18 protein-coding genes and 2 pseudogenes are annotated in these 24,181 nt (G+C 39.7%); 6 read left to right on the forward strand and 14 right to left on the reverse strand.

Features of this window, described 5'->3' with window-relative positions:
• The first annotated feature begins 112 nt into the window (after window positions 1–112).
• The gene (locus PAT01_RS16135; protein ID WP_154945819.1) at window positions 113–1,546 is read left to right on the forward strand and encodes a PIN-like domain-containing protein; all 1,434 of its coding nucleotides are present in this window, start codon (window positions 113–115) and stop codon (window positions 1,544–1,546) included.
• Between the two features lie 46 nt (window positions 1,547–1,592).
• Here the strand turns inward: PAT01_RS16135 and PAT01_RS16140 are convergent.
• Window positions 1,593–1,947, reverse strand: a pseudogene (locus PAT01_RS16140) (LexA family protein).
• A 431-nt stretch (window positions 1,948–2,378) separates the two neighbouring features.
• Between PAT01_RS16140 and PAT01_RS16145 the strand changes: the two are divergent.
• Window positions 2,379–2,702 (forward strand): DUF2845 domain-containing protein, encoded by a 324-nt coding sequence (locus PAT01_RS16145; protein ID WP_154945820.1) that lies wholly within the window; start codon window positions 2,379–2,381, stop codon window positions 2,700–2,702.
• Window positions 2,703–2,760: 58 nt separating this feature from the next.
• On the opposite strand, the gene PAT01_RS16150 is transcribed toward PAT01_RS16145, so the two are convergent.
• The 3 genes from PAT01_RS16150 to PAT01_RS16160 form a co-directional block, all read right to left on the reverse strand.
• Window positions 2,761–3,009 carry a hypothetical protein gene (locus PAT01_RS16150; RefSeq protein ID WP_004587250.1) on the reverse strand — a complete coding sequence of 83 codons (249 nt, stop codon included), beginning with the start codon at window positions 3,007–3,009 and terminating at the stop codon, window positions 2,761–2,763.
• A 165-nt stretch (window positions 3,010–3,174) separates the two neighbouring features.
• A complete protein-coding gene (locus PAT01_RS16155; protein WP_154945821.1) occupies window positions 3,175–4,743 on the reverse strand; it encodes a type 1 glutamine amidotransferase family protein in 1,569 nt (522 codons plus the stop codon).
• Between the two features lie 185 nt (window positions 4,744–4,928).
• Entirely contained in the window at window positions 4,929–7,448 is a 2,520-nt protein-coding gene (locus PAT01_RS16160) for a UvrD-helicase domain-containing protein (protein ID WP_154945822.1), read from the reverse strand.
• A gap of 297 nt (window positions 7,449–7,745) precedes the next feature.
• On the opposite strand from PAT01_RS16160, the gene PAT01_RS16165 reads away from it, so the two are divergent.
• The 3 genes from PAT01_RS16165 (at window position 7,746) to PAT01_RS16175 (ending at window position 9,970) form a co-directional block, all read left to right on the forward strand.
• A complete protein-coding gene (locus PAT01_RS16165) occupies window positions 7,746–8,330 on the forward strand; it encodes a hypothetical protein (protein WP_024032189.1) in 585 nt (194 codons plus the stop codon).
• Window positions 8,331–8,394: 64 nt separating this feature from the next.
• Window positions 8,395–9,309 (forward strand): M14 family metallopeptidase, encoded by a 915-nt coding sequence (locus PAT01_RS16170; RefSeq protein WP_154945823.1) that lies wholly within the window; start codon window positions 8,395–8,397, stop codon window positions 9,307–9,309.
• Window positions 9,310–9,559: 250 nt separating this feature from the next.
• Window positions 9,560–9,970, forward strand: coding sequence for a hypothetical protein (locus tag PAT01_RS16175; protein WP_055255319.1), 411 nt, complete (start codon window positions 9,560–9,562; stop codon window positions 9,968–9,970).
• An 18-nt stretch (window positions 9,971–9,988) separates the two neighbouring features.
• Here the strand turns inward: PAT01_RS16175 and ccoG are convergent, their stop codons facing one another.
• The 10 genes and pseudogenes from ccoG to PAT01_RS16225 form a co-directional block, all read right to left on the reverse strand.
• The gene (ccoG, locus tag PAT01_RS16180; protein ID WP_154945824.1) at window positions 9,989–11,371 is read right to left on the reverse strand and encodes a cytochrome c oxidase accessory protein CcoG; all 1,383 of its coding nucleotides are present in this window, start codon (window positions 11,369–11,371) and stop codon (window positions 9,989–9,991) included.
• Window positions 11,372–11,515: 144 nt separating this feature from the next.
• Window positions 11,516–12,934: a sigma-54 interaction domain-containing protein gene (locus PAT01_RS16185; protein ID WP_154945825.1), complete on the reverse strand. Its 1,419-nt coding sequence runs from the start codon at window positions 12,932–12,934 to the stop codon at window positions 11,516–11,518.
• A 57-nt stretch (window positions 12,935–12,991) separates the two neighbouring features.
• Window positions 12,992–14,311 (reverse strand): ABC1 kinase family protein, encoded by a 1,320-nt coding sequence (locus PAT01_RS16190; RefSeq protein WP_154945826.1) that lies wholly within the window; start codon window positions 14,309–14,311, stop codon window positions 12,992–12,994.
• A gap of 115 nt (window positions 14,312–14,426) precedes the next feature.
• Window positions 14,427–14,984 carry a YceB family lipoprotein gene (locus PAT01_RS16195; protein WP_154945827.1) on the reverse strand — a complete coding sequence of 186 codons (558 nt, stop codon included), beginning with the start codon at window positions 14,982–14,984 and terminating at the stop codon, window positions 14,427–14,429.
• A gap of 93 nt (window positions 14,985–15,077) precedes the next feature.
• Entirely contained in the window at window positions 15,078–17,759 is a 2,682-nt protein-coding gene (locus tag PAT01_RS16200) for a DUF349 domain-containing protein (protein WP_154945828.1), read from the reverse strand.
• Window positions 17,749–18,030 (reverse strand): YeaC family protein, encoded by a 282-nt coding sequence (locus PAT01_RS16205; protein WP_004587239.1) that lies wholly within the window; start codon window positions 18,028–18,030, stop codon window positions 17,749–17,751. The genes PAT01_RS16200 and PAT01_RS16205 overlap by 11 nt, the downstream gene beginning before the upstream one ends.
• A gap of 1 nt (window position 18,031) precedes the next feature.
• Window positions 18,032–18,358, reverse strand: a complete 327-nt coding sequence (locus PAT01_RS16210) for a hypothetical protein (RefSeq protein ID WP_004587238.1) — start codon at window positions 18,356–18,358, stop codon at window positions 18,032–18,034.
• Between the two features lie 59 nt (window positions 18,359–18,417).
• Window positions 18,418–20,086 (reverse strand): annotated as a pseudogene (locus tag PAT01_RS16215) (alanine/glycine:cation symporter family protein).
• A 158-nt stretch (window positions 20,087–20,244) separates the two neighbouring features.
• Window positions 20,245–21,372, reverse strand: coding sequence for a M14 family metallopeptidase (locus tag PAT01_RS16220; RefSeq protein ID WP_004587236.1), 1,128 nt, complete (start codon window positions 21,370–21,372; stop codon window positions 20,245–20,247).
• A 316-nt stretch (window positions 21,373–21,688) separates the two neighbouring features.
• Window positions 21,689–23,131, reverse strand: a complete 1,443-nt coding sequence (locus PAT01_RS16225; RefSeq protein WP_004587235.1) for a glyceraldehyde-3-phosphate dehydrogenase — start codon at window positions 23,129–23,131, stop codon at window positions 21,689–21,691.
• A 174-nt stretch (window positions 23,132–23,305) separates the two neighbouring features.
• On the opposite strand from PAT01_RS16225, the gene PAT01_RS16230 reads away from it, so the two are divergent.
• On the forward strand, window positions 23,306–24,106 hold the full coding sequence (locus tag PAT01_RS16230) for a DUF2989 domain-containing protein (protein ID WP_004587234.1): 801 nt from the start codon (window positions 23,306–23,308) through the stop codon (window positions 24,104–24,106).
• The last annotated feature ends 75 nt before the right edge of the window (window positions 24,107–24,181 follow it).

Below are 24,181 nucleotides of genomic sequence, written 5' to 3' on the forward strand. Positions count from 1 at the left end.
TAGCCCCTAGTTTGAACAAATTTTAATCCGCAAAGAACAACAGACCCTAGTATTTCAACTAAAAAATTTTTACTATGAATAATAGTTACATAAAAAACTCTCATGGATAGAAATGAACACCTTTAATAATTTACTAAAAACACACCAAGACTCAGAAGAAATAGATTTTGATGTCATCTGGAAAGAGGGCACATTTGTATTCGACTCGAATGTACTTCTAGATTTGTACAGACTGCCTGAATCAGCCAGTGCAGACTTAATAAAGGTGCTTAACTCAAAAGATTTTAATCCACGAGTTTGGATTGGTTTTCAAGTGATATTGGAATTTCTTAATAATAGACACTCTACAATAGGTGATCAAAAAGGAAGGTTTAATGAAGTTAAAAAGTTAGTTGGTGATTCTATAATGAAGTTTGATGAAGCTATAGCCGATTTAAAAACCTCACTAAAAAAACTCAAACTTAACGAGAGGCACTCAGTTATAGAACCAGATAAATTTATAACTGATGAAAATATCACTAAAAGTAAGACTTTTTTACAAGAATTTATAAATGAACTTAACGACTTAGAAATAAAGCATCCCGATGTACATCAAAAAGATAAATTCAAAGATGTTGTTCTCAATATTTTTGAAGGAAAAATAGGTGAAGCTTTTACTAAAGATGAGCTTAATGATATTTATGAAACAGCCGAGGACCGTTATCAAAAAAAAATCCCACCAGGATACCTAGATTTTAAAAAAGATGGCTCTTACTTTGTTGGCGAACTAGAATTCATTAGAAAGTATGGTGACTTGTTGCTATGGAGAGAAATAATAAAAAAAGCTGAATCTGATGGTATTGAACATCTGGTCTTAGTTACTGGGGATGTGAAGGAAGATTGGTGGCTCAAAAAACGAGGTAAAAACTTAAACGCCAGACTAGAACTACTAAATGAGATCTACTCTAGTTTACCGAACCTAAAGTCTTTTTATTTATACGACACATCAAGCTTTTTGAAAAATGCAAAGTCACAGCTAAATTTAGATATTAGTGAAGCAACGATAGAACAAGCTAATGAATTAGTAAGCGAAAATAGTATACCAAAAAGCGACTCTAAACATTCAGTAAACCTATACAATGCAATAGCCGCTACTAAAGACTTCTTTGACACCTTAAAAACATCTATACATCCTGCTATTAAGACAATTCCTCATGTGAATTCAGATATAAATATTATTTGTGCAGCTTTCGCTGAAATATTCCAAAACGTTGAATATCATAGTTTAGATAAAAAATTGACCATAACGCCTTCAGAAGATCTTCTGTATATTAATATTAATTTTACTAATAATGTAGATAAAGGTGCGGAAGAATATTTTACAAAAAACAGGTTAGGTGAAAAGATTGATCTAGCTACGGATGACCCATCCCTCTATCGAGGTTTTGGTTTACCGGAAGTAAGAAATAGCCTTTTAAAATATGGAATACGCACAAAATATCAATTTGAAAATAATAAATTTTCATTACAGTTAAAATTCCCAAAAACGATTTGCTACCAACAATAAAACCCCTTTAAACAGATGCCAATATGAACATCTATTTATATTGGCTTCACTGACATTTTGAAAACTCAGCACACGGTTTATGTAGCCTAATACTCCTTGTTACCACTCCTTCCAAACAGAATACATCTTCAGGTGATATATAAACTGGTACGTAGTCATCTGGTGCCGACATTAGCAAACGCTTTTCTTTATGAATTACTTTACAAACAAAGCTGCCATTGTAAGTCACCATCGAATATCCCTACCTCCTGCATAGACTGCCCCGATGCTACCCCCATAAAAGTAGCATCTGGATGTTTGATGAGTAACTGGTCTAAAGATAACCCCAGCTCTTTATATTGCGTTGCCGGTGATTCAAAACCACTAATCCCCGCTTCTATAAAAATAGGAATAACAAACATACATACACCAAAATAAAATACTGTTTGTTTATACAGCATAAATCTAATGAGCGAGTTTGGAAAGGCAAACTAACTTACTAAGGAAAGTGAGGCTTTTGATTAAGATTTTCTAATGAGTTGTTTATATTGAATTTTACTGATAACGTAAAAAATCGATTTGTAACAAGCGCCCTAACCGCTTGATTTTATTGAATTGTAAAAATGATAAAATTTGCAAAATCAACTGTATATAAAATCAGTTGATTGAATTTATAATTCATAAATTACAATAACTTAACTCATTATAGCGTCACATCATGGGGTGTCAGGGGTCGCAGGTTCAAATCCTGCCATACCGACCATTTAACCTCCTCTTTATTTCTTTTTCACTGTCATTTTTCTGTATTAACTTGTATACATAGCATTAAATACTCAGTGTTTAAGGATGACTTATGAAAAAACGTATTGTGTTTCCTCTGCTTTTATCTCTTTTTATTTCAAGCTTTGCGTTTGCTCAGGGTAGTTTTCGACTTAAAAACGGAAATCTATTAAGTGTGGGTAAAACTAAATCTGACATTGTAGCTGTAGTGGGCGCACCACTTTATAAAGATGCGCTTAATGAAGCTGTTGATATTGGTAATGGCGACAAATTAGTTAAAACAGAAGAGTTTACTTATAAACTAAAAGGCTCAATTGGTGGGATGTATATTGTATTGATCCGTTTTGAAAATAATATTGTGACCAGTATTAGTTCAAAACAAGTCGACAGGCTTTAAATATTTTAGAGTTAGTTTTAAGCAGTTAAAAGCGCCATACGGCGCTTTTTAGTTTTTATTAGTGTGTACGCCCTACGCCGTTACGCACCATATCTTTACCGTTTTCAAATACCTCGGCTGTTATGCCACGCGCCAGTAATAACTGTTGTTTGTCGTCAAATACTGCAACAAAATGGCTGCCGTCTTTATTGCTTGTAGCCATACCTACACCCGATACACCTTTTAAGCCTAAGCCGCCGTTTTCTACCATTACTAAAAAGTTCTCTAGCTCTGCTAGGTTGTCGATTATGTCGTGCTCGTTATTCATAAATTGCTCTTTGTAAAATCTGCTTGGTTAATGCCTATTTGCAAAACGTAACCACTAAATTAAGCGAATAGGTATAAATTACTTGGGCGCTATTTTATAGCCGATTAAAATAAACATAAACCTTTGTATCGGGTTATTAAGTATATTTAGTACTAGCGCTTAAGGTTAAAAGCGCTCTACATTCAGTGACAAATTACTTAATGCGCAACCATACGGCTGGGTATTAATGCGGTAATAATCCGTATTTTTTGTGGCAGTTAAATTTATTAAAAGGTCATCTTGTTGCCCTACCGCACTTTGCTCTTGGCTTAGGCACATAGCTTGCGTAAGCGAGCGTAGTTTTGAATCGGTTAAAATATTGGCAAAACGCTGCACCGGTAAAGGCGGTATTTTAACAGGCGCTAATGCTTGGCTAATGGTGCGCTCGCTAAGTTCAAACCCGGCATTAGTAATATCTATTACACTGCGAGCAGGCCAGTACGAGTAGTTATAGCTGCTTGCTTTTTGCTGCGTACTTAAATGCGCAACGCCACTTTGCCCTATTACGGTCATTAAATTTCCTTTGTTGGATTTAATAACAACAAGGGCTGTGTTTTCATCAATACCAAAACCGTGCTTAATATCACCGTTTTTTTGCTTTGCGGCATTTAATGTACTGGCTAAGTTTAGCGTTTGATTTTGCTCACTAAAGCGGGTACTCAGTGGCCCATAGGTAAACGTGTTTAACCCGTTAAGTGCATTAGGCTGTGGAGCAAGCTTTTCTTTTAATACCGCTTCGCTTTGGTGCTGTGAGAGATAGACGTTTTCACTTTGTATTTTGCTTCCTGCACCTAGCCCTACAATAACAGGGCGAGTTTTAAGCGCGTTCGTCCAAGGGTAGGCAGTATTATTTTCATCGTACAGTGCTTTTAAAGCATTTTTAGCCGTGCCGTCGCTAAATAAAACACCGGTACTGGTGTTTATTAAGTTAACTAACGCCTCAACCCCATTATTACAAAGTGTTTGCTCAGCCTTTATGAGCTCAGGGTATACATTACTGCGATTATACAGGTTCATTTGTGAGTGACGCAGCGCCGGTAAATCACTACAGGTATTGTTAGTAATTGCTTTAGCAAGTGCTGTTGTAAGCGGCAACCATTGGCTGGTTACACCTTTTGGTAAAAGCGCTTTAAGCGCCTCTACCTGTGCGTATGGGTCGCGCTGGGCTGCGCTAATAATTAATAAGGTGGGTGTTGGGTTAGCAACCTTTAAGCTGCCCGCTATAAATTGCAATATGTCGTTGCTTGGTGGCTCAGCTTTTGGGGTGGTGTTTGCATAAGGTTGTTCGAGCATATCAAACACAAAGTTAAACTCTTGCTTTGTTAGGCTATTAAGTTGCTCGTTGTTTATATCGCGCCATTGCCAAAGCAGCTCACTTTTAGAGACTGCGTTTGCATTTTTGCTACTAAGCGCACGTAAGGTATTTAAAACATTTGCTTGGTTATTTGTATTGTTAGTCGGCCAATTTAATTTTATTTGCTCAATATTAGTATTGGTTACCTTAAACACGCTTTGTGACTTTGAGTTATTTTGCGTATTGCAACTTTGCGCCGCATTAGCACTGCAACTATTAATTGTACTACCGGCTAAAATAAGGGTTTGCTCTTGCTGCTGGGCAGCCCCTTTAAATGAAAATAAAGTAAATAAAACGAATATAAAGCTCACTCGCTTAGTAAAAAAAGCACGGGTACGCATAACGCTCTCAAAAATGATCTAAATAGGCGTTAAGTTTAACAGCATGTAATGGCAGGCTAAATAGTAAATGTGGGTCTCGATGATTGCGACACATGGCATTAGTGTATAAAGCAAGTTTGACTGCTAGTTACAAAAGCGCGATGTGCGTTTTACGCAGCCAATACTCTTACATTTAATCATTAACCTTACTTATTTTGCTTACTTTGTTTTACAAACAAATTAGAGGCTATATCAATAGGGTAATTATCGGTTATTAGCTCGCTAATAAATTCAGAACACGCAGATGGCGGAGCAATTAAATAGCTTTTATGCTTAGCGCGCGTGATCCCTACGTACAATAAACGTCGCTCCTCTGAATGATTAAAGGTATCTTGTGCGGGCAATAATGCCTCAACAAGTAAATTGCCCGGATTATTGCTTGGAAAACCTAACTTGCCCTGCTCAAAACCTATAATAATACAGTAATCGGCTTCGAGTCCTTTTGAGCCATGCAGTGTCCAAAAATGCAGTGGGTTAGCAAAGTTGTTACCTGCTAAGTGCTGCTCTACCTCATTAAGCATAAACCGATAGCGGCTCAATACGGCAATACTGGCCGTGCTATTATTTTTGTTAATTGTGGCTATAGTTTGCTGCACTTTTAGTGCTACTGACTTTTTACCTTGGTGTAAATCGTCAAGTAACACAACTTGAGGGGTGCTTACTTGCGTATGTGTGGTGATATGCTTTTTATATTGTTCAGGGTTTTGCATTACAAAGCGCCCCGCCACCTCACTAATACTGTTGTTATATCTAAATGTTTTTTGCAATAACGTGAGTGAGTGACTACCTATTAAATCGTTGAACTGCGTGGTGAGCGCCAAATTACCGCCTGAAAACCGATAAATAGCCTGCCAATCATCGCCAACCGCAGTAAAACAAGGTTGCGGACCACTCTTTATTAACGTATTTAAAAACGCCATGCGTGCGCATGAAATGTCTTGAAATTCATCAACTAAAATATGGCGCCAAGGTACACTTACCTCCCCCAATTTAACCGCCTGAGCTGCGCTTGCAATCATGTCGTCAAAATCAATAGCATCTTGCTCTTTTAATTTTTCGTAGTATGCACGCTGCATTGCCACCAATAATGTTGCATAACTTTTATGATTCATAATGCCACTTTTAGCTATTCGCGCTGCTATTTGAGAGTTAGACAGTTGCTCACCCCGTATTGCGCTTAGGCAGTTTAAGTATTTATTTATATTTTGCTTTAACAGCCCTGTTGCAGATAAACGCTCGTACACTGCCTGGTTATCTAAGGGGTTAATGTTCACTTTATGTTTTTGTAGTTGTGCATTTAAACGCTGCTCAAGCTGACCTTCTTGCCAGTTATAATGAAATGTTTGCACCAACGCATGACCCTGTTTTTTATGGTGCGCGCGTACATATTTAATATGCTCGCTATTGTGCAAGTTAGCCGCATGCTGCACTGAATTACCTTGCCTATCTGTCACAAAATGCGCCAAGTAAACCTGGTGCTGTGGCAAGTAAAAATCGGCGGTGTCATCATTTTGGTAAGTGTGTTCAATACCATGCATGTAAAGCCAGTTGGCAATTAATAAGAGCTGATAACTGCTTACTTTTAGCCCCGATAGGGTTTGATAGGTTTGTGCTTTTATTGTGGTTTTAGTTGCGGTTTTAGTTGCGGTTCTAGTTTCGGTATTGAGGCTATCAGTAGGTTCATACAGGTTCTCAACAAAGGTTTTACAAAAACGTGAGTCTGTTTTTAGGGTATTACTAAGCCACTGTGTAAACCATTTATTAAGCGCCATAGCATCGTTTGCAAAAGGCGATAAGCTACGTGTTTTATTAGCGCTTTGCAGTAACTTAAGCCCCAGCGCATGAAAGGTTAAAATAGTAGGCGGCGTAACGTTTAAATTTGCTTGTTGCGCCCTTAAATTAAAGCGTTGATTTAATTCGTTTGCTGCATTTTTATTATAAGCAAGTATCAATATTTGCTCGGGTTTTACACCACCATGAGCAATTAAATCCAGTGCCTTTGCAACCATTACTGAGGTTTTGCCAGTGCCTGCGGCCGCTAGCACTAAATTTTTGTCGTTATTGCGTATAACAGCAAGGCGTTGCTCGCGTGTAAGCGGGTTTGATTCAACCACATTATAAAAGTCGGCTCTTGCCGTTAGTGTTTTTTGCTCATAACTTTTACGTAGCTGCTCTGTGGCATGCGCTACTGTTGGTGAGCTACTTAAAATAGTTAAAAACTTAATATTAATGGCCGATAAATGCTGCTGCCATAGAACAGGTAAAGCGCCGTACTGCTGTGCCAGTGAAAACACCGCCGATTTTAATAACGGCACGTTTGAGTCGCGAAGATACTCGTTTGTTGCATAACGTTTTACAAGCGTTTTTGCTGTATTCACTTTTTCTTCTAGGTGATTGGCAAACTCGCTGTTTAGCTGCTCACTAAGCGTTTGAGCCTGCTGTTTATTTAAAAAGCTAATTACCGTTTTTTTATTATGGTTGAGGGTTATTTTCCCGCTAAATAGGCCTTTTTTAAATTGGGTAAAATTAGTAAAGTCGCTAATTAAATAGGCGCGTGAGGTATTATTTTTAAAAAGTATAACGAGTGAACTTTGCTTAATAGTAACGGTGCTAATACGCGTAAAAAAACGTCCTAACCAGCTTGGAGTGGCAATAAACTGCGCCATAAAACCTTGAATAAACTAAAATTAAAAATAAATTTTATCACAGTTTAAACGCCAAGGCGCGCCCCGCCTTAAAAGTGGCTGCGTGGTTAACCAAAGCATGTACAAGCAGGCCTTATAAAAAGCCAAAAGGCTGTGTACATTGGGTGTTTAAACTGCGGTAAACTGCTCCTAAAACAATCAACTCGTCTTAAGTATTTACTCTAAACAGGTGTTTATATTAGTTTAATTTCTCAGCTTAAATATTGAACAAATTACTGTATTAGTTTAATGTGAAGCTTTTATTAAACGAGAAATAATATGGATTTAACTAAGGAAGAGTTAAGTTTTATTTCGTCTGTTGTAGGCAGTAACAAGGACAATACAAACGATAACTCGCAGCTTAGCTTAAAAACGGCTTTGCCAGATACACTAAAAGGTTTGTTGTCTCACGCTAAATTAACCATGTTAGCTGAGGTGGGCCATTATCAGTTGTGGTTTCCGCTTGAGTTTAAGCTCAACGATGACGGCTACTTAAACCCCGTACTGAGTGCGCCTGAGGTAATTGATACCGAAGGTGTAGACAGAAGCTGGCGTTATTCAGACCTGCATTTACAAAGCGAGCGCTTTTATGTGCTTTCGCTCTCAAGCAGTGGCGTGCTATTAAAGCCGCGCGATCATCGCTATAGCCTTACCCACGCGCAACATATTACGTTTAAACTACCCAATAAGAAAAAAGTCACTCTGCTTATAGATTTAGTCCGTAAAACTAATTTAGGCTATGCCGCAAAAATTGTCAGTATCAAAAGTGGTAAAGAGGCATTACGTGAGTATTTATTTGAAAAACATAAACGTGAAAACGCCACCTTGTACGAAAACACGGCAGGTGTAACCGAGCATTTCTAGTTGCAGGCTTGTAATTGCAGCGATAAGCTAACGCCTTTATAAAGCGACAAGTTAAAGGCACACAATGAGCAACACTTTATACCCAATTGGTACCCCTAATAAACCATGGAACGACAGTGATAAAGCAGCATGGTTACAACTTCAACAAAAAAAGCGCGATTATAACCAGCTCGTAGTAAGTAAAATTACCCAGCCTAATGAGTTTTTAGATGTAGAGCAGTACGGCGAATTAAATTATTCGCCACTTAGCTTTGCACTTTATTTATTTAAAAGTAAAAATTGGCAAAGTGATCGCCCTACCGTGTTAATTACTGGCGGTGTGCACGGCTACGAAACAAGTGGCGTTATGGGTGCGCTGGCATTTGCTCAAACCGCTGTTGCATCTTATACAACGCGTTTTAACTTTATTATTGCACCTTGTATTAGCCCGTGGGGTTTTGAAACTATAAACCGCTGGAACCCAGAAGCTATTGATCCAAACCGCTCTTTTTACGATAACAGCCCTGCCCAAGAATCTGCAGCTATTATGAAATATGTAGCCTCGCTTAACACTGAGTTAGTTGCGCATATTGATCTGCACGAAACCACAGACACAGACAACAGTGAATTTAGACCCGCTTTGGCGGCGCGCGATGGTAAAATTAACACCAACTGGAACATACCAGATGGTTTTTATTTAGTGGCTGATAGCAAAAAGCCAGCACCTGATTTTCAAAAAGCCATTTTAAATAGTGTTGAAAAGGTAACGCACATAGCCCCCAGTGACGAAAACAATCAATTAATTGGTGTACCGCAGGAGCAATTTGGCGTTATAAATTACGCCGCTCGCGAATTGGGCTTATGCATGGGCTTTACCAATGCCCCTTATGTAACTACAACCGAAGTATACCCAGATAGCCCAACTGCCTCAGATGAGCAGTGTACTCAAGCGCAAGTTGCTGTTATTACCGGCGCGTTAGATTATTTAAAGTCACTTTAGTGGCTTTTAATACCCATGTGCAATAATACTTAATCATTTTGCGGGGCTAAACGTGTCGCTACCTAGGTTAAAAAATGCTCATTTACGACTGCATGGATGCAGAAGGTAGAGCAATGCAGGAGCAATTGCCAAGAACAACTAAATAGCGAATTTTTTGCCAAGCTATCAACATGTTTTCTAGCCTCAAGATAGCTAACTTAATTAAGCAAATTGGTATAAGTTATAAACTAATTTAAATTAGGAACCTACGATGAAGTATAAAAATAAGCATGCCGAGGTAACTTTATCCGTTGAGGGCAATATCATTATTGCCCAATTTAGCGGAAATTTAGACCTAGAGCTATTGGCCAACTTTAAAACTGCCCTTTTTGATACTGTGGCTGAATTTGAAGGTAAGCAATGGGGTTACATAAGCGACTCATCGTGTGTACTTGCAGCTACGCCCGATGCAGAGCAAGAAATGGTCGCCATAAGCACACAAATGCAGCACACTAATTGCTTGATAAGTGCATTTGTACTCACCTCCCCTATTGCTATAAGCCAAATGCAGCGAATAATGCAAAACGCTAAACGCGATGTAGATTTTAACCAATGTTTATTTGATAACCTAGATGCTGCAAAACGTTTTATTTCATCGCAATTAAATAATGGCGTGAGCTAATTTTAGCCCAAGCCATTGCTAGTTTTTATAAAACTGACTTGTTTTAGTAATCGCTATGTCAGGGTTTTCTACGGCGGTAATCACAAAGCTAACTGGGGTCACTTTTGTTGCTATGTCGTAGCCATCGGCGGTGACTGTAACCGGAATTTTTTTCATCACTCCTGGCAATACCAAAATAGAGCTTGGCGCACTAAGTGTGGCCACAGGTAGGCCTTCAATGGCTACGCCGTAGTGCAATGGCTGCTGGGTTTTATTGATAATAGTGAGTGTGTATGGGTTTTCTACCAAACCTTCATAATTTACACGATATAAAGCGTTTCTGTCGCGCAGTACCGATGCCTCTATTGGCGTACGTTGCAATACCCACGCAATCATAGAAATAAGTAATACCCCTGTTAATAAACCATACCCCACTAATTTAAGCCTAAATGGATTGGTTTTTTTACCTTCTAGCTGTTTTTCGCTGGCGTATTTAATTAACCCTTTTTGATAGCCAAATTTATCCATAGTGTCGTCACAGGCATCTATACATAAGCCACAATTTATACACTCGTATTGCAAGCCATTACGTATATCTATGCCCGCGGGGCATACCTCTACACATAAATTACAATCAACGCAGTCGCCTAAATTAAGGGCTTTAGGATCAGCTTTGCGTTTACGAGGGCCTCGGTTTTCGCCGCGCTTTGCATCGTAGCTCACTACCAATGTATCTTTATCAAACATCACCGATTGAAAGCGAGAATACGGACACGCCACATTACACATTTTTTCGCGTAAAAAGCCGGCATTTCCATAAGTACAAAATGCAAATAAAAACACCCAAAAGCTGGTAATGCCCGACCACTGTAAGGTAAACATTTCAAGGTATAAACTTTTAGCGGGTATAAAATACGCCATAAACGACGTTGCAGTAAGCAGCGATATAACAAGCCACGCAGCATGTTTTGTTATTTTTTTACGCCACTTTAATGCACTCCATGGCGATTTATCTAACTTTATACGCTGATTACGAGTACCTTCTATACGTTGCTCAACCCAACTAAACATTAACATCCAGATTGTTTGGGGGCAGGTATAACCACACCACACGCGGCCAAGCCAATTCGTGACAAAAAACAAAGCAAACGCGCCTACCATAAATAGCAGCGCTAAAATCATAAAGTCTTGCGGCAGTAAGGTTAAACCAAAAATAGTAAACTTTTGCGTGGCTACATCAAGTAGTACGGCTTGCTCACCTTTGTATTGAATCCAAGGAATGGCAATAAACATAAGCATAAGTAACCAACCAAGGTTACGGCGTATTTGTTGGTAAAAGCCTTTTTGCTCACGAATATAAATAGGCCCTGGTGTGTTATAGGGCTTGATGATCATATCTTCTTCTTTAATATCAAACTTCATAGTAGCTACTTAATAGTGACGGTATTAATGCTACTTTTGCAACTTTCAGACCAAGCTGAAAGCCTAACTAACCAATTGATATTAAATATATTTATAAATTACCGGAAAAATTGATCCGCGATATTTAACGACTAGCGCGATATATCACGTACTTTTGCTTATTCCTAGTTTGCGCATTTTTGAGCGTAAAGTGCTCTCGGGCAGGCCTAATTTGCAAGCAGCGCCTTTATCGCCAGATATTTGCCACTGTGATAATTCAAGCACCGCAATTATGTGCTGTTTTTGCGCCTCTGCAAGCGTAAGTGATGTATTTACAGCTGTGCTTGCATCGCCATGCAATGGCTGACTCAGTTTAAGGACAGTATGTTTAGTTAAAATAGCTTCGCGCTCTAGTACGTTTTGTAACTCGCGAATATTACCAGGCCAATCATAAGCTTGTAGTTGGCTAATCGCTTTTTTACTCACCCCTTTTATTTGCTTTGCTAAGCGTTTATTTAGTTGAGTAATTAAATTGGTACATAAATAAGGAATGTCTTCTTTGCGCTCTTTAAGCGCTGGCACTTTAATAGGAAACACATTAAGGCGGTAATATAAATCAATTCGAAAGGTGCCTTTTTGCACCATTTGCCATAAGTCGCGATTAGTTGCTGCCAATACTCTAATATTTACCTTAAGCGTAGTACTACCGCCAACCCGTTCAAACTCTTGCTCTTGTAATACCCGTAGCAATTTACTTTGCGCTTCTAATGGCAGCTCAGCAACTTCGTCTAAAAACAGTGTGCCTTTGTCGGCCAGTTCAAAGCGGCCTTTACGTCGCTCGTTTGCACCGGTAAACGCACCGCGCTCGTGGCCAAATAATTCAGACTCTAACAAGCTTGGCGTAAACGCTGCGCAGTTCACTTTTATAAAAGCTTGATTACTGCGTTTACTTAACCGGTGTAAGTTACGCGCCACCAGCTCTTTGCCTGTTCCATTTTCACCTAAAATTAATACTGTGCTGTCGGTTTCGCTAACGAGTTTAATTTGCGCCAACATAGCTTGAAAAACATGGCTTTGGCCAACTAAACCTGAGTCTTGCCAGTCTTCGTTAAGTTCTGCAATTAGGTAGTTATTTTCATCTTGCAGCTGCTCACTTAAATGCTTAACTTGCTCAAGCGCTTGCTTAAGTTCGTTTTGGGTTTGCTGCTGCGCCGATATATCGCGAAATACCGCGACCGCACCAATTAACTCACCTTGCCTGTAAACGGGGGTTGATGTGTATTCTACTGCAAACGAGGTGCCGTCTTTACGCCAAAATACTTCGTTTTTAACCTCGCGGCGTTTGCCATCAAACATGGTGCAATATATTTGGCATTCATCGGCTGGATAAGGAGAGCCGTCGGCGTGGCTGTGATGATGATACTGGTGTATTTTTTTGCCCAACAATTCTTGGGCTTTCCAGCCTGTCATACGTTCAGCGGCTGGGTTAACAAACACCGCATTGCCCGATAAATCAAAGCCGTAAATGCCCTCTCCTACCGCATTAAGTAAAAGTTTGGGGTCATTTAAAAATTGTTTTATCATTGCATCATCCTCGCGAAATATCACGATTATTATGCCATAAAGTGACGCGCTAAACAGTTAAATAAAGTGGCCTTTAATATAAGGCTTAAATAAAGCGTTAATATCTAGTTTTGCATTTAACTTTGCCGCAATTAAATAAAGCCCAGCTAGCTTACGATGAATAAACAACGCATCAACCGGCGGTGTATGCCATTGTTGCGACTGTGCGCTCAGCTCTAGCCCTGCATTTTTAATATTCGTTGCTAAGGGGCTGTTTTTAAAATCAAACTCGCCAGTGGTTCTTAGCGGCTCACACGCCATTAAAAACAAATCAATAACATGGCTTTTGTAAGAATCTAGTAGGGTATCTTTAAAATAACCTATTTCACGTGCTGCGCTTAACACGCCCGCCCTATTGTTTTCAGTGCCTGCAATAAATAGTGACAGGTAAGCCTTGCTCAATTTACTCGAGATCTCTCGGGTTGCCCCAAAGTCAAATAACACAATTTGCTTGCTCTGGGTCTGATAATGAAAATTAGCAAAGTTAGGATCGGTTTGAATTAGCTTAAACTCAAACATTTCTTTAAAAAATAAATCTATGAGCCTAGCTGCAATGTTATTTTGCTCACCTTGGGGTAAATTGCTAAGCGCTTCTATAGGCGTTGCTTGTACATACTCCATTGCCAAAATGCGTTTAGTGTTGTGAACACCATATACTTTAGGCACTTTAAAATTAACGTGCTGGCTTAGCAACTCACCGTATCTTTTAAGGTAGTGTGCTTCGCGTTCATAATCAGCCTCGGCAAGTAGCTGCGCTTTAGCCTCATTTATGAGTGGCTGTATAACAAGCTCTTTAGGGATTAACCGCGCAATGTTTAATAGTGCAATAACATTGTCTACATCGCTATGTACACTTTGCGCTATACCTGGGTATTGAATTTTTACCGCCAGTTTTTCACCATTTTCTTGATAAGCTAAGTGCACTTGGCCAATAGACGCCGCTGCAAATGGCCTAAGTTCAATATGCGAAAAACGATTAAGCCAGTCTTCACCCCATTCACTTTTAAATACCTTAACTAATTGATTGTGCGGCATTGGGTTTGCATCAGCGCGAAGCAATGCGAGTAATTGAGTAAGTTCAGGACTTAATAGCTCGCCAGCATCCATAGAAAGTAATTGCCCTAGTTTCATGGCAGCACCACGAAGGTGTGCTAGCTGAACAGCTAGTTTTTCTATGTTTTTAGGTTGTAAGAGTAAAGCTTTATTATTCCAACCATTACCCGAGAGCGCACTTTTAGTGCCATCTATAAGCATGTTGGTTGCAACACCACCGGCTAAGGAGCCAAGCTTTGCAAATCGAGAGAGTCTTGAGGTAGGTATGCTGCGCGAAGCTGCCATTATAAAAACCTAATTAGCCTGAGAAACAGGCTAATTAATACGTACATTTTACTTTGCTCGATCTAATTAACCAAACGTTTGGGTAATAAAACTATCGTAAGCAGTGTGCTGTACATTAAAGGCGTGGTACTAATTTAATTGCCCCTTCAACCACTTTCATATCAAGGGGTAATTTGCTTAGCAGCATCATTTTAGGGTCATCCATATTTAACGTATAAACAGGGTTGAGGGCTAAAAAAGCATTAATTACTTCCATCGCTTCATTATCAAGCGCCGCTAAATTACCTTTAAAGCCACCAGCATCCACACTCGAATCTAGTAGTTTAACATTGCGTAAAAACACGGCTTTTTTTTCACTGTCGTAAAACGGGCTGCCTTCAATTTGCAGCTTTAAGCGTACTGGGTATTTTAATGCAAATGCATTTATTTCTGCACTTGAGTCTGCACCAAGTACTACTACATCACGGTTATCTGGACCAATATTTACACTTAAATCGTTTACATCAAACTGCACTGGCAGCCCCATTAAGCTCACCTTTTCGCTTAACTTAGGCAACTGTTTACCTAGCACACTTTCTACTTCTGAGCTGGTAAATGAGTAAACAGACAAGCCTTGTGTAGAATTACATGCGCTTAAAAATAGTGTGGTTAAAAACAGTAATAAAATTCTCATGCTAACCTTTATCCTCGTTGTAATTATAAAAAAGCCGCTTAAACAGCGGCTTTTATTATGCAATACCTGTATTTAATACAAGTTAATTACATATTATGCTGTAAAAATAGTTTTAATTTTAGCTAGTGTGTCAGGCTCAACTGAACCCTTACTGAGCGCTAATAGCTGCTTTAAATAATAGTTTAAATCAGCATGCTCACCACGGTGTTTATCATCAAGCATGGCTACTTGCTCTGCCATTCTAAGCGCTGCATTTTGCGAGCTTACATTGGCAAGAATTTCCATTCTTGTAATAAGCTGTTCACTACTAAGCGACGTCGCTAACGGAGCTTGAAATTGGCTTGGCACTACATCGTTGTTTTCAAGTGCAGTGATCAGCGCTTCAAATTGCGCATGCTGCGCTTGGCTTGTAAGTAAAGCTAGCTTTTCGTCAATAGCACTTAATAATGCTGCCACTTTTGACGCAAGCGATTTATATTGCGCGTAGCCTTTTACTTTGGTTTCTAGGTCATGCAATTGGGCTTTTTGATTAACTTGCTCAAGGGCACTTTCTAGCTCAGCCAGTTCTATTGCAGCTTGTTTATCTGTTTCGTTTTGAGCCAGCTTTTGCTGCTCAAACTCACTGCTACGTTTGCTAAAGGTTTCATCGTTATACTGGCGAAACTTTTGCCACAGCGCATTTTCGGCTTTTAAACCTGCAAAACCTATACTTTGCCATTGCTGTTGTAATTGCTTTAACTCTTGGCATGCTGCAGCTAAATCTTCACTTTGCGAAAGCGCTGAGGCGCGCTCCACTAAGGCATTTTTTTGTGCTGCGTTACCTTTATGGTATGCATTTAATATAGCAAGTACGCTCTGCTGCTGTGTTTTAAAGCTTTCGTTTAATACGCGGTATGTTTTAGGGTCAACTTTACCTACGCTACGCCACGCTTTATTTAAACGGTTGTATTGGCTTTCAAACTGCTTCCAATCAAAGCTTTCAATAGCGGTGTCTTGCTCGCTTAGTGCTTGCATATCGTTTATCAGTACTTCACGCTGGGCTTTTGCCGCTTCGCGCGCCACTTCTTGCTCGGCAAAGTAACTACGACACGGTGCAAACAACAGCTCTATGTTGCTATCAAACTGCTCACCTTGTTGTTTTTCTTGCTCTGTATCTAAACGGCCAAGCTCGTTCCAACGCTTACGAAACGCTTTAACTTGCTCAGCGCGATGTTGTGGGTCGTCACACGGTTGGTCGACTAAACCTGCCACTTCTTCAAGTAAGGCTTCGCGTTTTGGCGCGGCTGCGTATTTTTGCCAATCTTTTGCTTCTGCAAGTTGTGCTTCTAAATCGGCTTTTAAGTTTACGAGTGGCTGCTGAAATTGCGGTGTTAACTTATCAAACAACTCTTCAAAGCCTTTAAATACACCAAAAGCAACATTAAAGCGGCCTTGCTCAATAAGGCGTTTTACATCGCGTGCTTTACGTTTGGCTGTGCTTTGGTTTTTTTCAAGCGGTTTTGTCAGCTCACTCATTTGCGCTAAAAACTGCTTTTTATGCGTATTTAATTGCGATTTAAAGTTTTGCTGCAATGCCCCATCAACCACATTTAAATGGCTACGAGTTTGTTTAAATGCGTTATTAAAACAAGTTAAAACATCATCGTAATCAGCTAGCTGCTGCGCAGGCTCAATTGCTTTAAGCTGTTCAAAAGCAATTTTATACTGTGCAATTGCGCTACTAAGCTCTGGTAGTTTAGCCACCTGATTGAATAGTTTTTCAAGCTTTGTAATAACTTGCTTAGTTTGTGCGTTATCGCCGTGTTGGGCATCGGTTAACGTTTGCTTAGCTTGCGCTACTTTAGCCTCTAACCAATCTTGCTGAATTTGCTCTGGGGTTTCTAAGCCTAATTGCAACGCGTTTTCTATTTCTTCGCTCAATGCCTCAAGTGTTGCCAGAGCTAATAATTGGCGTTGTTGCTCGGCTAAACGCTGCTGTTGTTGCTCGTGCTGAGCTTTTAACGTAGCAATATGCGCATCGAGTTTATCGGTAATGCTGATGTATTTTTTATCTAGCTCTTTAACATGCTCTTCGCTTAACCATTTAAGTTCAAGTGCTTGCCACTGCACCATTAATTCGCCGGCTTGTGGGTTTACTATGGCGTAATCGTTTTTATCTCGCAGGGCATTTAGCTTTGCTAAAATAACGCGTGTTGCGCTCTCTACCTGAGCGGGCATTTCAATCGCTAAGCGTTCGTTTTCAACGTGTTGCTCAAGCTGCTGCTTAGCATCGCCTTTAGCGTGCTTTACTAATGGTTTAATAAGTTGATGCGTTATAACGAGCTCTACAAGTTGGCTTTGAAGCTCTTCGCTGCCCTCTTTAAACGCTTTTTCAATTAATTTAGGATTAGCTAAGCGCTTTAAAAGTTTAACGCGTACTTGCAGTTCTTTCTCTGCAAAGGCGAGTTTTTCTAGTGTTTTAACCGGTGCAAAACGGTCTATATACTCACTTTTAATTTGCGTGCTCAGTGCGCTTTCGTTGTTTAGCACTGCGTTTGAAATTTGTATTTCGGCTACATCTTTTAGCGCGTGATCTTGTTTATAGGCTTTCCACCACAGTGGTAAGTTATTTACTTTTTGTAATGCTTTGCGGCGTATTTCGGCTGAGTTATCTTCCAGCGCTAATGTGCTTAAAATTGATGCGTCGCGCTCTACATCAAGTTTTTCGATTGCGTCTAGACGAACTTGCTGCTTTGGGTGTTTCCACTTAGGTGTAAAAAGGTGTTTAAAGATCATGTTCACTAAACCTAGCTATTTCGTTTTCTGATTTAAATTCTTTTTGTAGTTGTGCTTTTGTCTTTTGGATCATTTCGCCATTAGCGCCAATGGTAAATTGCTCGTTTGATTGCGCTATTTTAGCTTGGTAAAGCATAACAAGTTGCACCGTTTGTTGCTTTTGCTCATCAGAGAGCGGCGTGCCATCGGGCCATTTGCCGGTTGAAGCACCGTACTGTAAACGCTCAAATAATTCTGGGGTTATATTTTGTACAAGGTTGTCAATATTCATGTCATCTTTTCTTTTTTAGAGTCACTAAAATAACGCGGTTTACTAAATACCAAATACAGCCAACACCAATCGCTACTGTATACGCGTACCATTGCAGGGTTTCTTTTGCGGGTTGTAAAAAGTATAAGCAAAAAAAGCCACCTAAAAATAGTATGAGCGCCAAGAAAGAATGGTTCATAAACATTTGCTGTTTTTTAATTCGCTGTTCGCGCTGAAGCTGTTGTACCTGCTCAGAGTTAAGCGCGCCAATGTTACTATTGCAATGCGGACACTGCTGATGTTTATCTGAAATTGATTTTGCACATTTGGGGCAATGAATAATCGCCATACTACTCTCCATACTACGCATAAAAAAAGCGCCTTGCGGCGCCTTTTATTGTACTTGTTTTATTGCTCGTTGTCTTTTTTGAATTTAACCCAGTAGTCATCTACGGATTGTTTCATTTCTTTGCGCAATAACATAATGCCAAATAAGTTAGGCAAGGTCATAACGACAATTGCAACGGCTGCTAATTTCCATACTAAAGTGGTATCGGCAAACGAAGCCCAAAAGAACGCTGCAACATAAAATACGCGATACGGCATAACTGAGCGATTACCAAGTAAGTAAATCATGGCACGGTCACCGTAGTACGACCACGCAATGGCAGTAGAAAACGCGAATAACAATAAGCCTATCGATACTATGTATTGGCCGCTATCGCCAAAAAAGCCTCGGGTAAACGCTTTGGTTGTCAGCTCTGCTGAGTGCACTAACGATTTACCAATTAAACTAATGCTGTCGTCGGTTGGCATGCCGTTTTTAACTTCAACAATACCTGTGTACTTATGTTTGTCGGTAATACCAAAACGTATGTCTTCACCAATTGAGCGTGAATGTAATACGGTAAAGCCATTACTTGTTGGCTCGCCATTAACTACATCAATGTTGCCGTTGAATAGCTCTACCTTGCTATCATTACCGTTTAGGTAATTGTATAGCTCTTGGCGCTGCGCTTCGTTGGTTTCTGAGTAGTCACCTTTAATAATGCTCATTGACGATCGTTCAAAATGTGTTTCGAATTTTTCATTCCACACACCCGACGATAAAATAACTAAGCCTGTTAATGTACAAATAATAATGGTATCGATAAACGGCTCTAAAATTGACACCATGCCTTCAGACACAGGTTCATCAGCTTTTGCCGATGCGTGGGCAATGGGTGCAGAACCTTGACCGGCCTCATTTGAGAACAAGCCACGGTTAACTCCTCTGTTAAATGCATACGCAAAAGAGGCACCTAAAAAGCCACCGGCTGCAGCAGAGCCTGTAAATGCATCAACAAATATTGACGCAAACGAAGGGCCGATGTTTTCAATGTTATAAAAAATAACACCTAACGCACCTATGATATAAATCACGGCCATAATGGGCACAACACGTGATGTAATAGCAGCAATACGACGAATACCACCTTAAAATAACCAACGCAAGTAAAATAGATAACACAGCACCGGTTGCCATAGGTGCAAAACCAAATGTGGCTTCCATACCCTGCGCTATGTTGTTAATTTGTGGCAAACTGCCCGTACCAAAAGAGCTAATTACAGTGGCAACAGCAAACAAAATAGCAAGCCACTTCATGTTTAGGCGTTTATCCATGTAATACATAGGGCCACCCGCCATGGTGCCATCTTGGGTTTTTTCGCGGTATTTATGCGAAAGCGTAACTTCTACAAATTTGGTGGTCATACCAAAAAATGCCGTCATCCACATCCAAAATAATGCCGCGGGGCCACCAATAGAAATAGCCAAGGCTACCCCACCAATGTTACCTGTACCTACCGTACCAGAGAGCGCAGTAGCCAGTGCTTGAAAATGTGTTGTGTCACCCTCGGTGCCTTTTTTATCAAATTTGCCTGTAACTACTTTACACGCATGTTTGAAATAACGAATTTGTGGGAACTTTAAATAAATAGTAAAAAATAGACCGACTCCTAGCAGCACGTAGGGAAACCAAACTGCGCCCCCTAACATGCCATCTAGGCTATCTAAAAGTTGTCCGAATGCATCCACGCTAAATACCTCTTATTATTTTATTTGAGACTGTTGATTGTTTATTACTTACTCAGAGCTAGGTAATACGATAACTAAGCTATTGCGCACTTTTATTATTTGTTAATTTTGTAATAAAAAAGGGCAACATTTTAATGTTGCCCTTACCTTATACTAATTTATCTTAATTTATCAACGACATTTACGATTGCCGCTAAAGTATCTTGACCAAATTGATACGAGCGGCGGTCTGACCAGCCGTAATCTGGGTCTGGTAAGTCGTTATTGTCTTTAAAAGGCATCTCAATTGTGTAAGTAAGTGCTTTAAACTCTTCTGCCGTTGCAGATGAGCCAACTGTTAAATTAGCTTTGCCCGGCTCGTCTTTATCGTAACCGTGCTCATCTTGAAACTCTGGCGTTATAGTAAGCAGCGCTGCTTTAAAGCTATCTTCTAAGTCTTTTAAGCGGTCATCGTAGCTTGGAATACCTTCACTGCCCGCCACAAAGTTATAAGGAATAGCTTCATCACCGTGTATATCTAAATGCATATCGAGGCCAGTTTCGCGCATTTTATTCAGTACTAAATACACTTCTGGGCTATTTTCCATGCTAGGCGTTTGCCATTCACGGTTTAAGTTAACGCCTTTTGCGTTAGTACGAAGGTGACCACGTACGCTGCCATCTGGGTTCATGTTTGGTACTACATAAAATACAGCTTTTGATAAAAGAGCAGCGGCATGCGGGTCTTCATCATCTAGTAGTTTGTGTAATAGCCCTTCTACAAACCATTCTGCCATAGTTTCGCCTGGGTGTTGGCGCGCGGTGATCCAGATTGTTTTTTTATCTTCACTAGGCTGACCAATTTTAAGCACGCTCATATCACGGCCATCAAGTGTTTCACCTAATGTTTGTAATTGGCAAAGCTCTTCGCTTTGCGCCCAGGCTAATAAATCTAAATGACGGTCGTAGCTATATGGCGCAAAGTAAGCAAAATATACACTGGGGCATTCAGGCTCTAGTTCAAAGGTAAGCGTGCCATTTTCGTAATTTGAAGGCACACGGAACCATGTTTGACGGTCGTATGAGGCAACAGCTTGGTAGCCTTCCCATCCATCTGGGTAGGCAGAGTTTTCTAAATTATTAATGTTTAACTTATGCAGTTGATAAGGCGTTGTTTCTAGACGAAAGTGAAACCACTGGTAAAATTCAGACTGGTGATCGTTGTTTATCTCTAATTGAATATTTAACGGATCGTTGGCTTCGATAACCTTTATGTTACCACTATCAAAATTGCTGCTGATTTTCATGAAAAAACCTTAAGGTAGAATAAGTTTATCTGCTTTGTTAGGCACGTTGATATTTTGGATTAAATTGACTCTATTTTTGGTTACTAAATTACAAAAAAGAGCGGCCTAAAAGTGCAGAACTGACACTATTTAAAAACCTGTACTGTGGATAATTAAGTTATCTCAAGCAGATTGCAGGTTAAATAGTAAAATGCATTATTGAATGAAATCAAATAAGCATTTCAATAATTAAAGCCTACCACACAGGGTGCACTTTAAAAATATAACGCGACTAAAAAGCCAGCAAAAAAGCTGGCTTAGTATAATTGCGTTTAAATTAGCGAGGTAAGCTTGGGAAAGCAACTTCAGCCATATCACGCATACAACGAACTACTTGGCAGCTGTAGCCAAATTCATTGTCGTACCATACGTATAAAACAACGCGGTTACCTTCAACAATTGTTGCTTGCGAGTCTACAACACCTGCGTAGCGGCTACCGACTAAATCGGTAGATACGATTTCGGTTGATGCGGTGTAGTCAATTTGGTCGCGCAGCTCTGAATGCAGTGCTGTTTCGCGTAAAAACGCATTTAGCTCTTCAACAGACGTGCTGCTATTAAGGTTTAAGTTTAATATAGCAAGCGACACATTAGGTGTAGGCACACGAATCGCATTACCTGTTAGCTTACCTTCAAGCTCAGGAAGCGCTTTAGATACCGCTTTAGCTGCGCCTGTTTCGGTAATTACCATATTAAGTGCAGCAGCACGTCCACGACGCTCTGCTTTGTGGTAGTTATCAATAAGGTTTTGATCGTTTGTGTAAGAGTGTACGGTTTCTACGTGGCCGTTATTAATACCAAACTTATCGTTTAATGCTTTAAGCGTTGGCGTAATCGCATTGGTGGTACAGCTTGCTGCACACACGATTTTATCTTCAGGCTTAATGTCTTGGTTATTTACACCATAAACAATGTTTTTAATGTTGCCTTTAGCCGGTGCTGTTAATAGTACTTTTGCAGCCCCTTTAGACTCTAAGTGCTGACCAAGGCCTGCTTCGTCTTTCCAAATACCAGTGTTATCAACTACGAGTGCATTTTCGATACCGTAAGCGGTGTAATCAACTTCACTTGGCGAGTTAGCATAAATCACTTGGATGTAGCTGCCATTCGCTTTAATTGCATTACGCTGCGTATCAATTGTGATTGAGCCATTAAATGGACCATGAATTGAATCGCGACGCAGTAAGCTTGCACGTTTCTCAAGATCGCCTTCTTTACCTCCACGTACCACAATTGCGCGTAAACGTAAGTCGGCATATGGGCCTGATTTTTCGATTAGTAAACGTGCTAACAAACGCCCTATACGACCAAAGCCATACAATACAACATCCCGCGGCTCTTTGGCTGGTGAGTCTGCAATTTCGGCTAATTCGTCTTTAACAAATTCATCAACTGTGCGGCCATTAGCAGCATCGCTGTACAAATAGCTATAAGCAAGTTTACCAATATCAATACGTGCTGAGTTTAGCTCCATTTTACTAATGGCTTCTAAAAACGGAAAGCTTTCGCGTAAACGTAATTTAGTGCCTTCAAATTGCGCTACAGTTTTGTGTGATTTGATAATATCGATAGTACTGGCATTAACGAGAGGACGGCCATATACAGCGATTTCTATACCACGGTTACGATAAAGCTTACCAATGATAGGTTGCATGCTTTCAGCGTAATCTTGGCGTTCTTGCCAACTATTTGTATATTCTAATTCGTGAGATGAGGTCATTTTATTTACCTAATTTAATCATTTTGAACGGATAGCCTTTAAAAATGCATTAGATTTTGAGAGTAATGCACTTCAGGCAGGGCTATTCTAAGTTAATCTAAAGTTATTCTCTACTGTTAGCGCACAAATGATTGCGCTAGAATAGTAATGTATATATTCATTTGAGGTTAAGGGATGGTTTTAAGAGCAAGCGCAATACTAACAATGCTAGCGTTAACAGGATGCGAAGAACCACTGACTCTCGCTCAGGTATGTAAAGAAACACCTGGCTTTTGTAGTGATTTAAATAAAGATAGCCATTGTAAAAATGAGCGCTCTGAGGTTATTTTAAAACGCTATATAGAATATAAAAAACCCACAGATGAAAACAAATACCAATTGCTTAAGGGATTTGAGTCGTATAATCAATGTATTACTTTAGCCGCAAAAATAGAACATATTAAACTAAAGTCTAAAACAACATCGCGTATTGAAGGTCAGCTTACTAGCATTAAAGAGATGACCCGACTTTATCAAGACACAAAAAACACTAACCACCCAGGTTTGCTTTACTATCATTGGTCACGTAACAATGAGCAAAGTGCGCTGACTCGTTTACTTGCAATGGAAAATGATGAAAGCGTAACCAATAGTGCAGAAATGCAGTTTTATCTAGCCTCTTATTACATTAAGTTTGACGATGAAAAAACAATTGATTTGCTATATAAAACCCTTGAGCTAAATAAACAAGGCCAACAGCCAAATCCTGAAGTGTATACCTCGTTAATCAGCTTATTTTATAAACATGATAAATATAAGCACGCTTACATTTTTTCGAAAGTGGCGCAAAGCGCTGGCATTGAGAATATAGATTTACTACCCATTGAGCACCAACTGATGAGCGATGGTAAAAATTTAGATGCGCTCGATGCCCTTGCTCAACAAACGTATGAACAAATACAAAACGGTGAGTTTGTATCGCCGCGAGAATTTTAGGTAAGCAAAACCCCCTGGCAATAAATGTGTTTTAAAACATGATGCCAGATGGTTTTTTAAATAAAAAAGGCAGCT

The organism is Pseudoalteromonas atlantica, from assembly GCA_007988745.1.
Lineage (GTDB): Bacteria > Pseudomonadota > Gammaproteobacteria > Enterobacterales > Alteromonadaceae > Pseudoalteromonas > Pseudoalteromonas atlantica.

What these genes read in the sequence shown, in the direction of transcription:
- ccoG (WP_154945824.1), bottom strand. Translation starts at nt 11,371, where the DNA reads ATGAAGTTTGATATTAAAGAAGAAGATATGATCATCAAGCCCTATAAC.
- PAT01_RS16210 (WP_004587238.1), bottom strand. Translation starts at nt 18,358, where the DNA reads ATGGCGATTATTCATTGCCCCAAATGTGCAAAATCAATTTCAGATAAA.
- PAT01_RS16190 (WP_154945826.1), bottom strand. Translation starts at nt 14,311, where the DNA reads ATGGCAGCTTCGCGCAGCATACCTACCTCAAGACTCTCTCGATTTGCA.
- PAT01_RS16145 (WP_154945820.1), top strand. Translation starts at nt 2,379, where the DNA reads ATGAAAAAACGTATTGTGTTTCCTCTGCTTTTATCTCTTTTTATTTCA.
- PAT01_RS16220 (WP_004587236.1), bottom strand. Translation starts at nt 21,372, where the DNA reads ATGAAAATCAGCAGCAATTTTGATAGTGGTAACATAAAGGTTATCGAA.
- PAT01_RS16135 (WP_154945819.1), top strand. Translation starts at nt 113, where the DNA reads ATGAACACCTTTAATAATTTACTAAAAACACACCAAGACTCAGAAGAA.
- PAT01_RS16150 (WP_004587250.1), bottom strand. Translation starts at nt 3,009, where the DNA reads ATGAATAACGAGCACGACATAATCGACAACCTAGCAGAGCTAGAGAAC.
- PAT01_RS16155 (WP_154945821.1), bottom strand. Translation starts at nt 4,743, where the DNA reads ATGCGTACCCGTGCTTTTTTTACTAAGCGAGTGAGCTTTATATTCGTT.
- PAT01_RS16225 (WP_004587235.1), bottom strand. Translation starts at nt 23,131, where the DNA reads ATGACCTCATCTCACGAATTAGAATATACAAATAGTTGGCAAGAACGC.
- PAT01_RS16200 (WP_154945828.1), bottom strand. Translation starts at nt 17,759, where the DNA reads ATGATCTTTAAACACCTTTTTACACCTAAGTGGAAACACCCAAAGCAG.
- PAT01_RS16160 (WP_154945822.1), bottom strand. Translation starts at nt 7,448, where the DNA reads ATGGCGCAGTTTATTGCCACTCCAAGCTGGTTAGGACGTTTTTTTACG.
- PAT01_RS16185 (WP_154945825.1), bottom strand. Translation starts at nt 12,934, where the DNA reads ATGATAAAACAATTTTTAAATGACCCCAAACTTTTACTTAATGCGGTA.
- PAT01_RS16205 (WP_004587239.1), bottom strand. Translation starts at nt 18,030, where the DNA reads ATGAATATTGACAACCTTGTACAAAATATAACCCCAGAATTATTTGAG.
- PAT01_RS16175 (WP_055255319.1), top strand. Translation starts at nt 9,560, where the DNA reads ATGAAGTATAAAAATAAGCATGCCGAGGTAACTTTATCCGTTGAGGGC.
- PAT01_RS16165 (WP_024032189.1), top strand. Translation starts at nt 7,746, where the DNA reads ATGGATTTAACTAAGGAAGAGTTAAGTTTTATTTCGTCTGTTGTAGGC.
- PAT01_RS16170 (WP_154945823.1), top strand. Translation starts at nt 8,395, where the DNA reads ATGAGCAACACTTTATACCCAATTGGTACCCCTAATAAACCATGGAAC.
- PAT01_RS16230 (WP_004587234.1), top strand. Translation starts at nt 23,306, where the DNA reads ATGGTTTTAAGAGCAAGCGCAATACTAACAATGCTAGCGTTAACAGGA.
- PAT01_RS16195 (WP_154945827.1), bottom strand. Translation starts at nt 14,984, where the DNA reads ATGAGAATTTTATTACTGTTTTTAACCACACTATTTTTAAGCGCATGT.